The organism is Couchioplanes caeruleus (assembly GCF_003751945.1).
Lineage (GTDB): Bacteria > Actinomycetota > Actinomycetes > Mycobacteriales > Micromonosporaceae > Actinoplanes > Actinoplanes caeruleus.
In genome coordinates this window covers 4,514,378-4,530,151 of record NZ_RJKL01000001.1, presented here as the reverse complement: position 1 = coordinate 4,530,151, position 15,774 = coordinate 4,514,378, and the positions used below count along the sequence as shown (strand labels likewise).

Genomic DNA, 15,774 nt, shown 5'->3' with positions numbered 1-15,774 from the left:
CCGTTCCTCTGCGGCGAGAGCGTCGACGACATCGACGCGCTCAGCCTCGACGAGCTCCGGGATGAGCATACGAGGGCCTAGGGATGTTGCCCGGCTGGCCGTCGGGGCACCCGGACGGCCGAGCCCATAACGGCGACAGCGCTCGTTCTGGGCACTCCCGGCACGGGTACGGCAACCGGGCTCTGCTCGATGCCGTCTGCCCAGCTCAGGAGACATACACCTCCCGGCCTTGAAAACCGGTGAGGCGTGCCGCGTCCGTTGGTTCGAATCCCACGCCCTCCGCTCCTGACCCGCGGATACGCAGGTCAACCCCATCGTTCACTGGCGTGAACGGCCCACCCAGGGCTGACAGCACCGGCGCCCGGACGACCGCACCGGGGACGCGCCGCGAATGACACTCCCCGCCAGTGCCCGGACATAGCCTTTGGCCGCCGTCGGTACCTAGCGGACAGCGCTAAGGCGCCCGAGTCGACAGGGTTGGCCCATATTGTTCAGCGTTTCTCGCTACTGCACACTCATCGTTCGCCGAACGCTCGCGCCCGGGCGCGCATCTGTCGCTGTTCTCGCGAGGTGGCGGGTCGGCGCTGAACCGGTCAGGAGGACAAGCAGTAAATGTCGCCGGCGTTGGCTTCGTGCGGCAGCGCCTGGACGTAGGCCGCCATCTGCTCGACCGACACCCATTGCTCGAATTCCATCCTCATTGTCTCTCCCATAGAGACGTTGAAGGAACTGAAATCCAGTGACTTTGCCTGGTCGAGGCACCTCAGAGCCGATGCTCTCTCAATCGTCGTGAACTCGAACGACAACGCCGGCAGAGTTCGACTCAGGCCGGCGAGGACTGAATCTTCGAAACCTTCGACGTCAATCTTGACAAAAGCGGGCGCTCCATAGGTCTCGATAAGAGCATCAAGAGTAGTGGAAGTGACCTCGAGCTCGTCATCCCACACCTCGTCCCGCCATCCCGGCGCGCCGTCCGCGGCCTTCACGAAGTCCGGCGACGCGGTGGAGACCGTGGGGTTCGTCGAATTCACATAAAAGCGCACGCTTCCTTCCGAAGCTCCACACACCGCCTCAACCAGGGTCACATCCTCATCGCCAGCATAGATATCCCGGATAGCTCTGATGCAGAGTGGTTGCGGCTCTACGGCCACCACTCGGCCGCCGAGCCGACGGAAGCTGCCGATGCGGTCGCCGACATGTGCACCGATGTCGAAGACGAGATCGCCCGACCGGACGAACTCTGCGTAAAAGGAATCCATAGCTGCATCATGAGCCGCATTGTTATAGTAATAGTCGAGCGACCGGTGGATGGATGACGCTCCGGGGTCGGCACGGAGTGACTCCACGGCATCACGATTGAGTCCCATTTCTCGACTATACATCACGCTGAAGAGACGCCGCGGCATTGGTTTATCCGGTGCGGGCGTACACGCAGACAACTATTCAGCACCGCCTGTTTCCGCTTTCCTCTTTTGTTGCCGTCGGGGGCGTGCAGCCATTACCATCACGAGCACGGCACGGTCGGCTCGGTGCAGGCGACTCTCGATCCGGCCGATCACAATATCGCGGGGCCGACTGCCTGAAGGCCCGATCCGCCAGTGTCGACACCCGGTCCATTATTTGCGTTTGCTACCTTCCCGGCTCGCGCATCCTTCCGCCGCAAGGCCTCCTGACGCCACAACCACCGTACGTCAACGCCAAACGACCAAGAGAGCGCAGCAAGCGTGAGCGCAACGCAGAACTGAGCCATGGTCGCAGGGAGCAATGCCGTACTTGTGACAACCAGTACTGCACCCTGCGAGGCGGCCACGACTTTTCGCGACAGTCGAGGGGGAAGCCGGGCATTCAGCCACGGCGTCACCCTGGCAGCGAATGCAAAGAAGTAGCGAAAGAGGCCCATGGCGACAGCCCACCATCCAAGGTGGGTGGCGACGTAGATGCTCAGCACGACGGCTAAGACAGAGTCAGCCTCCATGTCGAAACGCGCTCCGAAGCGGGATGCCGTTCCGGTGCGGCGCGCAACCTGGCCGTCGCCCGCATCGAGGACCAGGGACACGACAGCGAGAGCGACCAGCGCAAGGTGATGCACGCTCCCGGCGATGGCGTCGGCTACCAGGGAGGCGACACCCCCCGTCAGGATGAGACGACCAAACGTGATGCTGTCCGCCGGTCCCCAGCGACGGACATCGGGCTGGTTCAGTGCGCGGTTGAGCAGCACCCACGTGCAGGCCGTGAACCCTAGACCAACGAGTGATCCGATCAGGCCGAGCCCGACGGTCACCCACAGCGACACGAGCAGCGCCACCTGCACGATGGCACCCAGCGTTGGCGGGTGAACACGCCAACTTGTCTCGCGTCGTGCGAGAACCGTCATCTTTCCTCCTGAAGCCTGCTCACACCTGGGTGTCGCCCTCCACCAACACGTTTGCCAACCTCGCAAGGTTCAAACGGAGGGAAAGCAAACCGGCAGTTCGCACAAGCGGGATCCTTCGGGTCAGAGCAAAGATTCGTCGGAAAATGGGAATTCTTCGGCGATGAAATGGACTGGGCGAGCCGTTCGGTGCGGGACCGGGAAATCACCAACGGAAGTCGACTCCGTCTGTTCCCAGGTTGATCAGGAGGCCGGTGTGCGTGTAGAAATTCATCGCCGAGAACAGCGCGAACGCGACACCGGACACGGTCCATGCCCAGTACATGATCGGCCAGGCGACGCGGCTGGTGGGGCGGATCGCGAACGGGAAGGCGAGGCAGCCGACCGCGGCGAGGCCGTACAGGACGATGGCGAAGAACAGGTTCTCGACCATCGGCCAGTCGTGCAGCAGGCCGGTGATGGGCTCTTCGGCCGGTGCTGAGGAGACCGCGTCGAAGCGGACGATCGCGGCGGCGCACCAGGCGAGGACGATGCCGAGCCAGAAGACCACCCAGCTCGCCGGCGACAGTGCGGTCCGCAGCCGCTCCGGGTCGAGGGGGTCGCCGGAGCGGGCGAGGTGCCAGGCCGCGGTGAGCAGCAGCACGCCCAGGATCAGCGTCGGCTCGCCGAAGATCGTGTCGATGTAGTCCTTGGCCGGGGCCAGGGGATGCCACACCGTCATGACGAAGCCCAGGCTGGTGAGGATGGCACCGAGGGCGCCGAAGGTCGCGGCCCATCCTCCGGCGGCCCGCTGCGGGCTGACGAGGAGCAGCGGTGGGTGGTCGCCGCGGACGACTGCCCAGAAGCGAGGGACGAGCATGAGGGCGATCCCGGCGGCAACGCCCATGGTCGTGTTGAACATGATCAGTCGCATCGGATGCTCCCAAGGGTGGTGCACGGGATGGTCAAGTTGGGGAGCGGATCGAGCTGACCCTCACTAGTAGTGCTGTGTCTCGCCGTTCCTCACGGTCAACGACGCGAATACATCCTTCGCGTTCTCGTCCAGGTCATCGGTGTGCTGTCGCGCCTCGGCGGTGTCCATCAACCCACGACACCAACATCAGCATCTGCCTGTCACCGTCACCCACCCGGACGTGACGGAGCATTACCAGGTCGAGCTATCCGGGGGCAGGGCGGATGGTGCACCGCTCAACATCCGCTCCCAGCGGCCAAGCTCGCCCTTGGGCCAGTGGTCGAGCGGATGCCGGACGGCGCGGTGTCGAGGTCGTGGCCGCGCTACAGGTCATGCGCGCAGCACCGGGCCCGGTACACGCCCGGTTTCGGCCGTGGAAGCCGTACGAGCTTGTGGGCGGACGATCAGCTATCTGCACGGGATGTCGTCGACGATGGTGACGGCTGCCTCGTCCAAGAGTTCGTACTTCGCCGGCAGGTGGACATAGCTTTTCAGTTCCGCGGATGCGCGATGGTATTCGGCCGTGGCATCGCCTTCGGTGCCGATGACCCGCAATTGGAATGTCTTTCCCTTGGCTCCCGGATCGCCAATTTGCTGTGCTCTGAAATTCCAGTCGGTAGCGTCGGGTGATCTGAGGGCGATCTCGCCGAGGAGGTAATAGAGCTCGCCTGTGGCCGGACCCTTCACAAGAAGCCAGGCGGCCCGGTCGCCTTCGAGACCGGACACGGTCCCGCTGATCGGGGTACACAGGGGAGTGTCACCACCGTCCGGAACGACGATCCTTGCCGTCGGCTTTCCGGCCGCTTCGCCGGCGGGAGGTGTCGTTGCCTTTACGGTTGGCTGGGACGGTTTCGTCGTCGGCTCCGGAGACACGGACGGGGGCGGAGCGGAGTTGACGGGCGAAGGAATCGGTTCCGCGGGTGAGCAACTCAGAACCACACACGCGGCGCGCTTGATGTCGTCGTAGGTGACAGTACTGTCGGTCAAGTCGCGGCCGAGGCCAAGAACTGCGGCGATGGTGCCGACGGCCGTCAGTACCAATGCCATTTTCTCCAGGCGGCGACGTCGTGTTGCGGACGCGTCCGTCTCGCCGCGGCTCTCCGTCAGTCGGTCCTGCTCTGCCACCACGCCGTCCTCCATATAGGAAGGTCCCGAGGGGGATACGAACCGGCAGGACTTCTGGTTCAATGCGCGTCGCCGCGGGTTCGGGTCCACGCCCTCCGCTCCTGACTATGGAGAAGGCCCCGCTGACCTGCGCGAACGCAGAGCAACGGGGCCCGGACGTCCATCGTTACGAAGCGACGATGCCCCCGCCGTGCCAGCCGCCCTGGCCGTCGCCACCGCGGTTCAGCCAGGCCTGCACCGCGCCGTTGGCGTCGACGGCCAGGTAGTCGTCCTTGCCGTCACCATCGAAGTCCGCCCACCGGACAGTGGCGGTTTCGGGGTCGGCACCCTGGTTCAGCGGCCATTTGTTGCGGATCGCGGACCACTGCTGGCTATCAGCGTTGGTGAGCTGCCCCGCGACGGCGGCGGCGCCGTTGTCACGACTGCCGTCTCGGACTGTGATGGCCTGGTTGCTGTGCTCGTTGACCCAGATGTAGTTGCTGCCGGCCTTACGGTGGGAGAAGTGCTGATCCGGCCGGCCATCGCAGGTGCGCAGTACGAACGTGCTGTCGCTTCCCGGGCTGACGCACTTGGTGCGGTCTTCGGCGTTGATGATGGAGTCAGCAACTGCTCGGTGACCGGCAGGCCGACGCGGTTCGCGGCGAATTGCCTGGCGGCCTTGGCCCCGGGGCGGCTGCCTTCTCCTCTTCGGTCTTCTTCGTGTCGGCGGCGATGCGGTCGTCGGTGTCCTCTTTGGCCGCCGCGGCGAGGCCGGTAGCGATGAACTGTTGCTGCTGTTCCGGGGTGCCGCCGCGGGCGGCGCTGGCGGCGGCCTTCACCTTCGGCCACTTGGGATCGTCGGTGACGCGTTCCCAGATCAGCCGGATGAAGGTGGCGTCGGTGCCGTTCAGCAGCTCAGCGTCGGCGACGATGTCGATCGCGGCGGCGGCCGTGGTGCGGGCCAGGTCGCTGTGGCGTTTGGCGTCGGCTTCGCGCTTCTCCCGCGCGGTGTCGCGGTCGAACGCGGCGAATACGCCGGTCACGATGAACTCATAGCAGGCCTGGTCGGCTTCCTGCGGTGCGCTGCTGAAGGCCTGTTCGGCGGCGGTGCGTACCTCGAGGTGGTCAGGCTTGTTCTTGACGTGGTTCCAGATCGCGATGACGAAGTCCCGGTCGGCGAGCTCGACGAGGGCGGAGTCGTCGCCGCGGCCGAACTTGATGGCGACGGCCAGTTTCTCGTCATAGCCGGCCTGGCTGGCGCCGGTCTCGGCGGCCAGCACGCGGGCACCGTTCAGAGCGGTCGAGGTCTGGGCGTACGCGGCCGTCACGGACGCGTCAAGATCTTCAAGCGTCGACGTGATCTTGATCAATGTCGGGCCCGGCAGGCTTGCATATCCCGGTCGGACCCGAAGCGCTCACGCCGGCCGACCCGCACAGCGCCGAGCCCGAAAGGCGCGTTCGTCGTTTAGGCAATACCACCGAGTTGTACCTTTTTCCTATGGAAGAGGAAAGCGTCGGAGCCCTGTGGTTGACGCTGGTGGCGGAGGCGCTGTTCACCGCCGTGTTCCTCCGCCTGCTGGTCGGCTACCTGCGCAGACGCGACGGGTTGCACCGCGACGTGGTGGTGATGTTCTCCGCCATGGCGGTGCTGTTCGTTCTCGCCGTGCTGAGCCAGGTGGTCGGCGAGCCTCCGCGGCCGGTCGAGGTGGCGGCATCCGTACTGCTGCTCGGACAGCCGTTCCTGACCCTGCGCGTGGCGCGGCGGGTCGGGCCGGTTCCGGCCGCGGTGTACTGGTCGGCATTTGCGGGATGGCTCGTCAGTGCCGTACTGCTCGCCATCGGAGGCGAGGCCCTGAGTTCCTCGGCCGTGCTGCTCGTGGTGGCCGTGTTCGTGGTTACGGAGATCGTCGCCGCGTGGTTCCTGACCCGTCTGGCCATGGCACGCGCCGGAGCGGCGCGGACCCGGTTGTGGCTGGCGGCGGCGGCCACCGCGTTGTTCGCGGTGGCGATCCTGCTTGCCGGGGCCGGCTCCGGCGACCCGGAGGCCGCGCAGCGCGCGCGGCAGGCCGCGCGGCTGATCGCCGTGGTGTCCGCGGCCGGCTACCTGATGGCGTTCGCGCCCCCGGCGTGGGCACGGCGAGCGTGGTCGAACCGGGCCGCCTACGACGTGGTGCGTCAACTGTTGCAGGCGCCGCCGGACGCTCCCGCGTCACAAATCTGGCAGTGCTATGCCGAGGCGGTACGCCGGGCCACGTCCTCGGGCGGCGTGGTCGTGCTCATCTCCGCCGGCGATGGGCCTCTCGAGGAGGTCGCACGGGTCGGTGTGCCCGGCCGGCCGGACGGGGCCCACACGACGGCCGCCCGCGCCGAGCTGCTCGGGTTCAGCGGCAGCGCCAGCGTCGACGACCGTCGACGACCGCCCCCGGCGGAGGCGCTGGAATATGCGCGAGCCGGCGGACTGCACTTCGTCACCGTGGCACCGCTGCGGCTGCCGACCGGCGCCGCGGTCCTGCTGCTGCTCAACACCCACCGCAACCTGTTCACCGACGACGACGTGCAACTGCTCGGGGAGCTCGCCGGCCAGGCTGCCGCGCTGGGGCAGCGCGCGGAACTGCTCACCGACCGTGAACGGCTCACCGGCGAACTGTCCGCCTCGGTCTCCGCCCTGACGGTCGCGAGCAAGGCCAAGAGCGACTTCATGGCGAACATGAGCCACGAACTGCGGACCCCACTGAACGCGATCATCGGTTTCAGCGACCTGATGCGCACCGAACCGGCCGCGGACGGACAGACGAGCGTGCCCACGGAGTGGATCGGCCACATCCATTCCAGCGGCAAGCATCTGCTCAACCTCATCAACGAGGTCCTCGACCTAGCCAAGATTGAATCCGGCAACGTCCAGCTCCGGTGCCAGCCGGTGGACGTGCAGGAGGCGATCAATGAGGTCATCACGACCCTGGAGGCGCTCTCTCAGCGCAAGCAACTGGACATCACCGTGGCCGTGTCACCGCTGCGCGCCCACGCGGACCGGACGCGACTGCGCCAGATCGTGACGAACCTGCTGTCCAACGCGATCAAGTTCACCCCCGAGCAGGGCAAGATCTTCGTCGCGGCGCGCCGCGTCGGCCATGACGTCGCGATCAGCGTGGCCGACACCGGACCCGGCATCGCCGCCGAGGACCAGCAGCGCGCCTTCGAGGAATTCCAGCAGGTCGGCGGGGAGCACCACCGCGCCGGCGGGACCGGCCTGGGACTCGCGCTGACCCGCCGCCTCGTGCACGCGCACGGCGGACGCATCGAGCTGGTCTCGCAAGCGGGCCACGGCGCGAAGTTCACCGTCTATCTGCCGACCGCCGGCACTCCCGCCGCCGTCGAGGCCGGCGGCGCCCGCGGCGGGGTACTGGTCATCGAGGATGATCCGGCCGCGGCGGAACTGCTCTCCACTCCCCTGCGGCGGGCCGGCTACCACGTCACCGTCGCGGCCAGCGGCGAACAGGGACTGGCCACCGCCCGCGCGAACGATCCCGAGGCCATCCTGCTCGACATCGAGTTGCCCGACATCGACGGCTGGCAGGTCCTGGCCGGCCTCAAGCGCGACGAGCGGCTCCGGCACGTTCCCGTACTCATCGTGAGCGTTCACGACGACGCTGCCGTCGGAGTGGCGCTCGGAGCCGTCGACTACTTCGTCAAACCCGTCGACCGCACCACCTTGCTGACCTGGATGGCGCGCCACGGTCTCGTCCCGCCGGGCGGCGACGAGCGTCTGCAGGTCCTGGCGATCGACGACGACGCGCAGGGCCTGGAGCTCATCGACGCCACACTCAGCGCCGAAGGCATCCAGGTCACCACCGCCGCCAGCGGCGTCGACGGTCTCGCGGCGGCCCGGAGCCGCCCCTTCGACCTGATCATCTGCGACCTGATCATGCCGGGCCTGGACGGCTTCGATGTCATCGCTGCTCTGCACGAGGACCCGGCAACCCGAGGCATCCCCGTGGTCGTGCTCACCGCGCACATCCTCAGCGAGGCCGACAGGAACCGCCTCAGCGGAAAGGTCATCGCCATCGCCGGCAAGACCGACACCGCCGAGGGCCTCGCGGAGATGGCCCGTACCGTCGGCGAGCTGACCGGCCTGACGATCAGGTCGAACATGGTCGTCGCCTGAACGCCCCACGGCGATCCATCAGCATGCTCGGACGTACCACACCGGGGAGAAGTCGAAGTTGTCGACGGACTCGACCGGGGTGCTGGTGCGAATCACCCGGTAGTTGCGGTCGAGGAACTGGGCCTGCGCCCCGCCCGTGTTGTTGTTCTTGAAGGAGCCGACGCCGTTCCAGTTGTTCAGGCTGTAGGTCCGGCAGTGGTACAGGTTGAACTTGATGCCGTTCTGCCACCCTTGGGTGTACAGGCAGAAGAAGCCCGTCGCGCAGCCGGCGTCGTTGGCGTCGACACCCGACACGCCGCTCACGGTGGCATTCGCATTGTCGTGGGGACCGGCGATGGCAGCGCCCGGCGTGACGACGAGCGCCGTCGCCAGGGCGGCAACAGCGATTGCGACGCGCTTGAGGTTCATGGTCACTCCCTTGCTGAAAGACTTGCTTGTCGACCGGCTTGGAGCCTGCGCAAGCAGACAAGGAAGAACAACCTGGAAGGTTCGAGGTTGTCAGGCGAGCGCCTTGATCTCGACCGGGATGCCGTTCAGCACGCTGTTCCCCGAAAGCGGATCGGTCGCGTACTCGTCGGTCAGCACGTTGCTGTTCACCCCCGGCCGCTCCGCGGCGACCGACATGCGGGTGCCCGGCAGGCCGTGGCCCCAGCCGTGCGGCAGGCTCACGACGCCGGGCATCACCTTGTCGGTGACCTCGACCCGCACCGCCACCGTGCCCGCTCGTGACATCACCTCGGCCTCGTCGCCGTCGGTGAGGGCGAACCGTTCCGCGTCCTTCGGGTGCATGTGGAGGGTGCACCGGTCCCGGCCCTTCACGAGCGCCGGAACGTTGTGCATCCAGCTGTTGTTGGAGCGCAGGTGGCGTCGGCCGACCAGGACGAGGTCGTCGCGCCGCCGCGGGAGAGCCTCGCTCAGCCGGGACACGTCGGCGGCGATCGCTGGGTGGCACAGCTCGATCGTGCCGCTCGGGGTCTGGAGGATCTCCGGGATCCTCGGCTGCAGCGGTCCGAGGTCGATGCCATGCGGGTTGGCCAGGAGGCGGGCCAGGGAGAGGCCGTCGGGCCGGGCACCGAACTGGTCCCCGTACGCGCCGGTGCGCAATGCGACGTCGAGCAGGCGCTCGGCCGGATGGTCTCCGTCGACCAGCTTCCGGAGGTCTGCGGACGCGGCCTTCTGCAGCATCTCCTGCAGCATGTGCTCGTGCAGCTCCGCGGGGTCGGCATCGGCGCCCTTGCCGGTGACGATGAGCGTGAGCCGCGCGAGGATGTCGCACTCGTCCATCTCCGCCGGGTCCGGCGGAAGCACCGGTGGCGAGTACGCCGCGAAGTTGCGCACCGCGAGCCCCAGGAACGAGAAGTCGTAGTGTCCCTTGCGGGTGGCGTCGGAGGGCGGCAGGACGACGTCGGCATGCCGGGTCGTCTCATTGAGGTACGGGTCGACGCTCACCATGAACTCGAGCCCGCCGAGTGCCCGGTCCAGCCGCCCGCTGTTCGGTGTCGAGAGCACGGGGTTGCCGGCCACCGTGACGAACGCACGCACCTGCCCGTCGCCCGGCGTCTCCATCTCGTCCGCGAGAGTGGCGACCGGCAGCTCGCCCCTGACCTCGGGCAGCCCGCGGACCCGACTCTGCCACCGGCCGACGCGGAAGCCCTTCCCACCCGGCTGCGGCCGCGTACGCAGGTGCGCCGCGAGCGGGAACATGGCCCCACCGGGGCGGTCGAGGTTGCCGGTGAGCACGTTGACGACGTCGACGAGCCAGTTGGTCAGCGTGCCGAACTCGACCGTGCAGGTGCCGATCCGTCCGTACACGGCCGCCGTGGGTGCGGCCGCGAGCTCCCGCGCGAGCCCGCGGATGCGATCCGCCGGTACGGCGCAGGCGGCGGTCACCACCTCGGGCGCGAAGGCGCGGGCCAGCTCGCGCACCGCCTCGACGCCCGTCACGTGGCCGGCGAGCCGCCCGAGATCGGTCAGCCCCTCCTCGAACAGCGTGTGGACGATCCCGAAGAGCAGGTACGCGTCGGTGCCCGGCCGGATGAAGAGGTGCTCGTCGGCGTGCTCGGCGGTGCGGGTGCGTCGCGGGTCGACCACCACGAACCGGCCGCCGCGGGCCTGGATCGCCTTGAGCCGGCCAGGGAAGTCGGCCGCGGTGGCGAGGCTGCCGTTGGACTCCCACGGATTGGCGCCGAGTACCAGAAGAAGATCGGTACGGTCCACATCGGGCACCGGAATGGCCAGCGGATTGCCGTAGAGGTAGCCGCATGCAACGTGCTTGGGCATCTGGTCGACGGTGCTGGCGCTGAAGATGTTGCGGCTGCCGACGGCACGCAGCAGCGGCGATACGTAGAGACCGCCCGCCATGGTGTGCACGTTGGGATTGCCGAGATACAGCGCGACGGCGTCGGGGCCATGACGTTCGAGGATCGGGCGCAGCCCCGCCTCGACGGCCTCGAACGCCTCGTCCCAGCCGACCTCCTCGTGGCGGTCGCCGCGCCGCACGAGCGGGCGGCGCAGCCGGTCCGGGTCGGCGGTCAACTGTCCGAGGGTGGCGCCCTTCGGGCAGATGAAGCCGCCGCTGAAGACGTGCCGCTGGTCGCCGCGGGCGGAGACGATCCGGTCGCCGGTCACGGTGAGTTCGAGGCCGCAGGCGGCCTCGCACAGCGGGCAGGTCCGGTACGCCGTACGCGTCGTGTCGTCCGTCACGAGCCACCAGCCTTCCGGCCGCGCCACCGCGGCCCTCGGTTGCTACCGGCGAGTATCACATCCCGATCGACGCGCGGCCACGGTCTGGCACGAAGAACAGCGCGTCTTTTCCGGGTGTGCCGGCGGCCAGGGGTACCGCCCGCACCCCGCTCGCCGGGCTCTGCACCAGGCACGTGTCTTTGCCCGTACAGAGCGTGTAGGCCGTGCCCGACCGGCGGATGCGGAACACCTGACCGTTCTTTGCGGCGTCGCAGGGCGCCGCGGTGACGGCGCCGGCCTTACCCACCTCGATGCAGGACGCCTTGCCGCCGGTGCGCAGGCGGGCCGTGCGGATGCGGTAGCGGTCGCCGTCGGCCTTGGTGAGGACGAAGAGGGCGCGGTCGCCGAAGTCGTCGGTGAGCTCGATCCAGCCGGTCTCGCCCACCGCCAGCGTCGCCGCGCTGCCGACGGGAAGCAACAGCACTTCCCGGTCGCCGCGGAAGACATCCTGGGCGGACGGTGACGGTGACGCCGCCGCGGACGAGGTCGGTGAAGGCGCGGGCTTCCGCGCGTCACAGGCTTGCTGGGTGAGCAGGATGCCCAGGAGTGCCGCACAAACGCGTGCCATGCCTCCGGTGTCGTGCACAGGCGCCTCCCTCGACCACGGCCCCCGGACTGCATGATCTGCCGCCTTGGTCGATGCGTGGTGGGAAAAGGTCCTGATGCCGGCCAGGGGTGCCCGAAAGAGACGGCATGGGCAAGACCGGCGAGGCAGACGTCCGGGCTCTCCGGTTCAGGGCGGGTTGATGATCATTTGGGGTCCTTCGCCACGCTCGGCGAGCTGGTCCCGCGGGTTGATCAGTTTGCAGCGCTGCAGCGACAGACAGCCGCATCCGATGCACCCGGTCAGCTCGTCGCGCAGCCGTTCCATGACGGCGATGCGTTCTTCGAGCTTGCGTCGCCACCGCGCGGACAGCCGGGCCCAGTCCGCCTTGGTGGGCGTCCGGTTCTCCGGCAGCGCGGCGAGCGCCACCCGGATCTCCTGCAGGGACACCCCGACCTGCTGCGCGATCTTGATGAACGCCACCCGGCGCAGTTCGTGGCGCTCGTATCGGCGCTGGTTGCCGCCCGTACGGGTCGAGCGGATCAGGCCCTCGCGCTCGTAGTAGCGCAGCGCCGACGGGGCCACGCCGCTGCGGGCCGCCATGTCGCCGATGGTGAGAAGCTCCACAGGCGCCTTCCTTGAGTTGAAGTGAAGTTTAGGTTGCAGGCTACGGACATGACCGCGACAGCCATCAGATCAGATCCCCTCGGACTGCTGCTGACCAGGATCACCGGCGACCACAAGCACGCGCCCAGCGCGTACTCGACGCTCGACGTGTTGTGGGTGCTCTACGACCGCATCCTGCGCGTCTCGCCCGGGACCGCCGACGAGCCCGACCGCGACCGCTTCCTGCTCTCCAAGGGACACGGTCCCGCCGCCTACTACGCCGTCCTCGCGGCCAAGGGTTTCATTCCCGAGGAATGGCTCGACGACCTCGGCAGCAGCACCAGCCACCTCGGCCATCACCCCGACCGCGTGCTGATCCCGGGGGTGGAGATCGGGACCGGATCGCTGGGTCACGGTCTCGGACTCGCCGTCGGCACCGCGATGGGCCTGCGAGCACAGGGGTACGACGAAGCGCACACGTTCGTGCTCCTCGGCGACGCCGAGCTGGACGAGGGATCGAACCACGAGGCCATCGCGTACGCGGCGGCGACCGGGCTGCCCCTGACCGCGATCGTCATCGACAACCGGTCCGCCACCCACGGCCGGCCGGGCGGGATCGCGAGCCACTTCGTCGGCTGGACGGTGTCCTCGGTGGATGGGCACGACCGCGACGCGCTGGAGGTCGCGTTGAGGCCGGACGTACGGCCGCGCCGGCCGCACGTCGTCATCGCCACCGTCGCACCGAAGGGACACTGACATGCGAGAGACGTTCGTCGCCACCACGACCGCCCTCCTGCAGGAGGACCCGCGGACCGCCCTCGTCCTCGCCGACATCTCGGCCGCCGCCTTCGCGCCGGCGCTGCGGCGCCACCCCGACCGGGTGATCAACGTCGGGATCCGCGAGCAGCTCATGACGGGCGTCGCGGGCGGGCTCGCGCTCACCGGGATGCGACCGTACGTGCATTCGTACGCGCCGTTCGTCGTGGACCGGGCGTACGAGCAGATCAAGCTCGACCTCGGCCACCAGGACGCCGGCGCCGTGCTGGTGAGCATCGGCGCCTCGTACGACGCGTCGGCCGAGGGCTACACGCACCAGTCGCCGGGAGACGTCGCGCTGCTCGACACCCTCGAGGGCTGGACGGTGCACGTACCCGGTCATCCGGACGAGGTGCCGGACCTGCTCCGTGCGGCCGCGCGGCACGACGACCGGGTATACGTCCGCCTGTCCACGCAGCAGAACCGGCATGCCTATCCGGGCGTGGACCTTAAGGTGATCCGCCGCGGTCCGGTCGGCGGGGCGGTCGTGCTGGCCGTCGGACCGATGCTCGACGCCGTCCTCGCCACCGGCCTGGACGTCACGGTGGCCTACACCAACACGCCACGGCCGCTCGACACCGCACGACTGCGCGAACTGGTCACCGCCGAGATCGTCGTCGTGGAGCCGTACCTTGAGGGAACGTCCAGCCGGATCGTCTCCGCGGCGCTGTCGGCCGTACCCCACCGGGAGTTGCACCTCGGGGTGGGCCGGGCCGAGCAGCGGCGCTACGGCTCACCGGCCGACCACGCCCGCTGGCACGGTCTCGACCCGGCCGGCTTGCGCGCCTCCATCAGCGCCTTCACAAGCCGGGACTAGGCGGCGATGCTCAGACTGCGGCGGTCGCGGAAGACGTGCCTGAGCAGGGCGTCGAAGTGCCAGACGCGGTCCGGCTCGCCGACACGCATGCGGAAGCGCTCGCGGACGCCGTCCACGGCGGTGGCCGCGACCTCGACGGCGGACTGGCGCAGGTCCGGGTTCCAGGTCACGTCGCTCAGGTGGCGCAGGTTCGCGTTGAGGTGCAGCCGCAGCCGGTGCAGCACCCGGGTCTCCTGGGTGATCACCAGCCGGCGGTACGTCAGCAGCAGCAGGAAGTCGCCGGCCAGCGGACGATCCGGGTTGACGCACCGGGTGACGAGCACCGTCGTGTCGTCCGGCTCCACGCAGCGGCGGAAGATCGGCATGTGCCGGCTCACGGTGGGGATGGCGACCCCGGCCTCGGCCGCGGCGGGAAGGAACGTACGGGAGAACACGTCCATGTGCGTTCAACGCGTGACGGAAAGGGAAAGGCGCGGGGCCGTCACGATGAATATCGAATTACAGAATCTCGACCACCGTGGCGTTCGCCATTCCGCCTCCCTCGCACATGGTCTGCAGGCCGTAGCGGATGTCGTTCTGCCTCATGTGGTGCAGCATCGTGGTCATGATGCGGGCGCCGGATGCGCCGAGCGGGTGACCGAGGGCGATCGCGCCGCCGCGCGGGTTGAGCCGGGACGGGTCGGCGCCGGTCTCCGCCAGCCAGGCCAGCGGTACGGGTGCGAACGCCTCGTTCACCTCGTACACGCCGATGTCGCCGAGGGTGAGACCCGACTTGGCGAGCGCCTTCGCGGTGGCCGGGATGGGCGCGGTCAGCATGATCACCGGATCGTCGGCGGCGACGACGGCGGTGTGGATCCGCGCCAGCGGCCGCAGGCCGTGGGCGGCCGCCCAGCGTGACGTGGTGACGGCGAGCGCGGCGGCGCCGTCGGAGATCTGCGAGGCGGAGCCCGCCGTGACGACGCCGTCGGGCTTGAACGGGGTCTTCAGCTCGGCCAGCTTCTCGAGCGTGGTGTCGCGGCGGATGCCCTCGTCGCGCCCGATGTCGCCGACCGGCGCGATCTCGGCGTCGAACTCGCCCGCGTCCTGCGCCTTGCCCGCCGCGGCGTGGCTGGCCAGCGCGTACTCGTCGAGCTGCTGGCGGGAGAAGCCCCAGCGCTCGGCGATCATCTCGGCGCCGACGCCCTGGTTGAAGACGGCGTTGCCGTATCGCTGCTTGACCGTGTCGCCGTAGGGATCCGCACCGGCGGCGCTGGAACCCATCGGCACCCGGCTCATCGACTCGACGCCGCCGGCGACCACCAGGTCGGCCTGCCCGGAGAGCACGGTCGCGGCCGCGAAGTGCAGGGCCTGCTGGCTGGAGCCGCACTGCCGGTCCATGGTCGTGGCCGGCACCGCTTCGGGCCAGCCGGCCCCGAGCACGGCGTGGCGACCGATGTTCCACGACTGCTCGCCGACCTGGGAGACGCATCCCCAGAACACGTCCTCGACATCGGCCGGGTCGAGCCCCGACCGCTCCGCCAGGGCGCGCAGCACTCCGGCCGAAAGATCGACCGGGTGCACGCCCGCAAGCCCGCCGTTTCGCCGTCCCACGGGGGTCCGCACCGCCCCGACGATCACCGCATCTCGCATACCGCCGACGTTACGCGAGACTGCGATAGTT

The 15,774-nt window shown here is 68.5% G+C and carries 14 protein-coding genes; 3 read left to right on the top strand and 11 right to left on the bottom strand.

Annotated elements, in window-relative coordinates:
• Window positions 1-593 precede the first annotated feature (593 nt).
• The 5 genes from EDD30_RS20275 to EDD30_RS20260 all read right to left on the bottom strand — a co-directional run bounded on the left by EDD30_RS20275 (window position 594) and on the right by EDD30_RS20260 (window position 5,755).
• Complete coding sequence (locus EDD30_RS20275) at window positions 594-1,367, bottom strand: FkbM family methyltransferase (RefSeq protein ID WP_071806946.1); 774 nt, start codon at window positions 1,365-1,367, stop codon at window positions 594-596.
• A gap of 188 nt (window positions 1,368-1,555) precedes the next feature.
• Window positions 1,556-2,374, bottom strand: coding sequence for a CDP-alcohol phosphatidyltransferase family protein (locus EDD30_RS20270; RefSeq protein ID WP_084556604.1), 819 nt, complete (start codon window positions 2,372-2,374; stop codon window positions 1,556-1,558).
• A gap of 202 nt (window positions 2,375-2,576) precedes the next feature.
• Window positions 2,577-3,284: a DUF981 family protein gene (locus EDD30_RS20265; RefSeq protein ID WP_071806941.1), complete on the bottom strand. Its 708-nt coding sequence runs from the start codon at window positions 3,282-3,284 to the stop codon at window positions 2,577-2,579.
• A gap of 447 nt (window positions 3,285-3,731) precedes the next feature.
• On the bottom strand, window positions 3,732-4,451 hold the full coding sequence (locus EDD30_RS38360) for a hypothetical protein (protein ID WP_143162794.1): 720 nt from the start codon (window positions 4,449-4,451) through the stop codon (window positions 3,732-3,734).
• Window positions 4,452-5,047: 596 nt separating this feature from the next.
• Window positions 5,048-5,755, bottom strand: coding sequence for a hypothetical protein (locus EDD30_RS20260; RefSeq protein ID WP_143162793.1), 708 nt, complete (start codon window positions 5,753-5,755; stop codon window positions 5,048-5,050).
• A gap of 170 nt (window positions 5,756-5,925) precedes the next feature.
• On the opposite strand from EDD30_RS20260, the gene EDD30_RS20255 reads away from it, so the two are divergent.
• Complete coding sequence (locus tag EDD30_RS20255) at window positions 5,926-8,589, top strand: response regulator (protein WP_123678376.1); 2,664 nt, start codon at window positions 5,926-5,928, stop codon at window positions 8,587-8,589.
• Window positions 8,590-8,607: 18 nt separating this feature from the next.
• Here the strand turns inward: EDD30_RS20255 and EDD30_RS20250 are convergent, their stop codons facing one another.
• From EDD30_RS20250 to soxR, 4 genes are all read right to left on the bottom strand, one after another.
• Window positions 8,608-8,997 carry a hypothetical protein gene (locus EDD30_RS20250; RefSeq protein WP_123678375.1) on the bottom strand — a complete coding sequence of 130 codons (390 nt, stop codon included), beginning with the start codon at window positions 8,995-8,997 and terminating at the stop codon, window positions 8,608-8,610.
• Window positions 8,998-9,087: 90 nt separating this feature from the next.
• Window positions 9,088-11,292 carry a molybdopterin oxidoreductase family protein gene (locus EDD30_RS20245; RefSeq protein WP_071806945.1) on the bottom strand — a complete coding sequence of 735 codons (2,205 nt, stop codon included), beginning with the start codon at window positions 11,290-11,292 and terminating at the stop codon, window positions 9,088-9,090.
• Window positions 11,293-11,347: 55 nt separating this feature from the next.
• Entirely contained in the window at window positions 11,348-11,917 is a 570-nt protein-coding gene (locus EDD30_RS20240; RefSeq protein WP_143162792.1) for a hypothetical protein, read from the bottom strand.
• A gap of 147 nt (window positions 11,918-12,064) precedes the next feature.
• On the bottom strand, window positions 12,065-12,502 hold the full coding sequence (soxR, locus tag EDD30_RS20235) for a redox-sensitive transcriptional activator SoxR (protein WP_280526160.1): 438 nt from the start codon (window positions 12,500-12,502) through the stop codon (window positions 12,065-12,067).
• A 48-nt stretch (window positions 12,503-12,550) separates the two neighbouring features.
• On the opposite strand from soxR, the gene EDD30_RS20230 reads away from it, so the two are divergent.
• Together EDD30_RS20230 and EDD30_RS20225 are read left to right on the top strand one after the other, a co-directional pair.
• The gene (locus tag EDD30_RS20230) at window positions 12,551-13,237 is read left to right on the top strand and encodes a thiamine pyrophosphate-dependent enzyme (protein WP_071806936.1); all 687 of its coding nucleotides are present in this window, start codon (window positions 12,551-12,553) and stop codon (window positions 13,235-13,237) included.
• 1 nt (window position 13,238) lies between these two features.
• A complete protein-coding gene (locus EDD30_RS20225; RefSeq protein WP_071806935.1) occupies window positions 13,239-14,114 on the top strand; it encodes a transketolase family protein in 876 nt (291 codons plus the stop codon).
• Here EDD30_RS20225 and EDD30_RS20220 read toward each other — a convergent pair.
• Both EDD30_RS20220 and EDD30_RS20215 read right to left on the bottom strand, forming a co-directional pair.
• Complete coding sequence (locus EDD30_RS20220; RefSeq protein ID WP_071806934.1) at window positions 14,111-14,554, bottom strand: hypothetical protein; 444 nt, start codon at window positions 14,552-14,554, stop codon at window positions 14,111-14,113. The two genes, EDD30_RS20225 and EDD30_RS20220, sit on opposite strands and share 4 nt — an antisense overlap.
• Before the next feature lie 58 nt (window positions 14,555-14,612).
• A complete protein-coding gene (locus tag EDD30_RS20215; RefSeq protein ID WP_123678373.1) occupies window positions 14,613-15,743 on the bottom strand; it encodes a thiolase family protein in 1,131 nt (376 codons plus the stop codon).
• Window positions 15,744-15,774 lie beyond the last annotated feature (31 nt).

Excerpts from the sequence above, each read along its gene's own strand:
- EDD30_RS20215 (WP_123678373.1), bottom strand. The coding sequence starts at position 15,743 with ATGCGAGATGCGGTGATCGTCGGGGCGGTGCGGACCCCCGTGGGACGG.
- EDD30_RS20225 (WP_071806935.1), top strand. The coding sequence starts at position 13,239 with ATGCGAGAGACGTTCGTCGCCACCACGACCGCCCTCCTGCAGGAGGAC.
- EDD30_RS20255 (WP_123678376.1), top strand. The coding sequence starts at position 5,926 with ATGGAAGAGGAAAGCGTCGGAGCCCTGTGGTTGACGCTGGTGGCGGAG.
- EDD30_RS20220 (WP_071806934.1), bottom strand. The coding sequence starts at position 14,554 with ATGGACGTGTTCTCCCGTACGTTCCTTCCCGCCGCGGCCGAGGCCGGG.
- EDD30_RS20265 (WP_071806941.1), bottom strand. The coding sequence starts at position 3,284 with ATGCGACTGATCATGTTCAACACGACCATGGGCGTTGCCGCCGGGATC.
- EDD30_RS20230 (WP_071806936.1), top strand. The coding sequence starts at position 12,551 with ATGACCGCGACAGCCATCAGATCAGATCCCCTCGGACTGCTGCTGACC.
- EDD30_RS20250 (WP_123678375.1), bottom strand. The coding sequence starts at position 8,997 with ATGAACCTCAAGCGCGTCGCAATCGCTGTTGCCGCCCTGGCGACGGCG.
- EDD30_RS20275 (WP_071806946.1), bottom strand. The coding sequence starts at position 1,367 with ATGGGACTCAATCGTGATGCCGTGGAGTCACTCCGTGCCGACCCCGGA.
- EDD30_RS20270 (WP_084556604.1), bottom strand. The coding sequence starts at position 2,374 with ATGACGGTTCTCGCACGACGCGAGACAAGTTGGCGTGTTCACCCGCCA.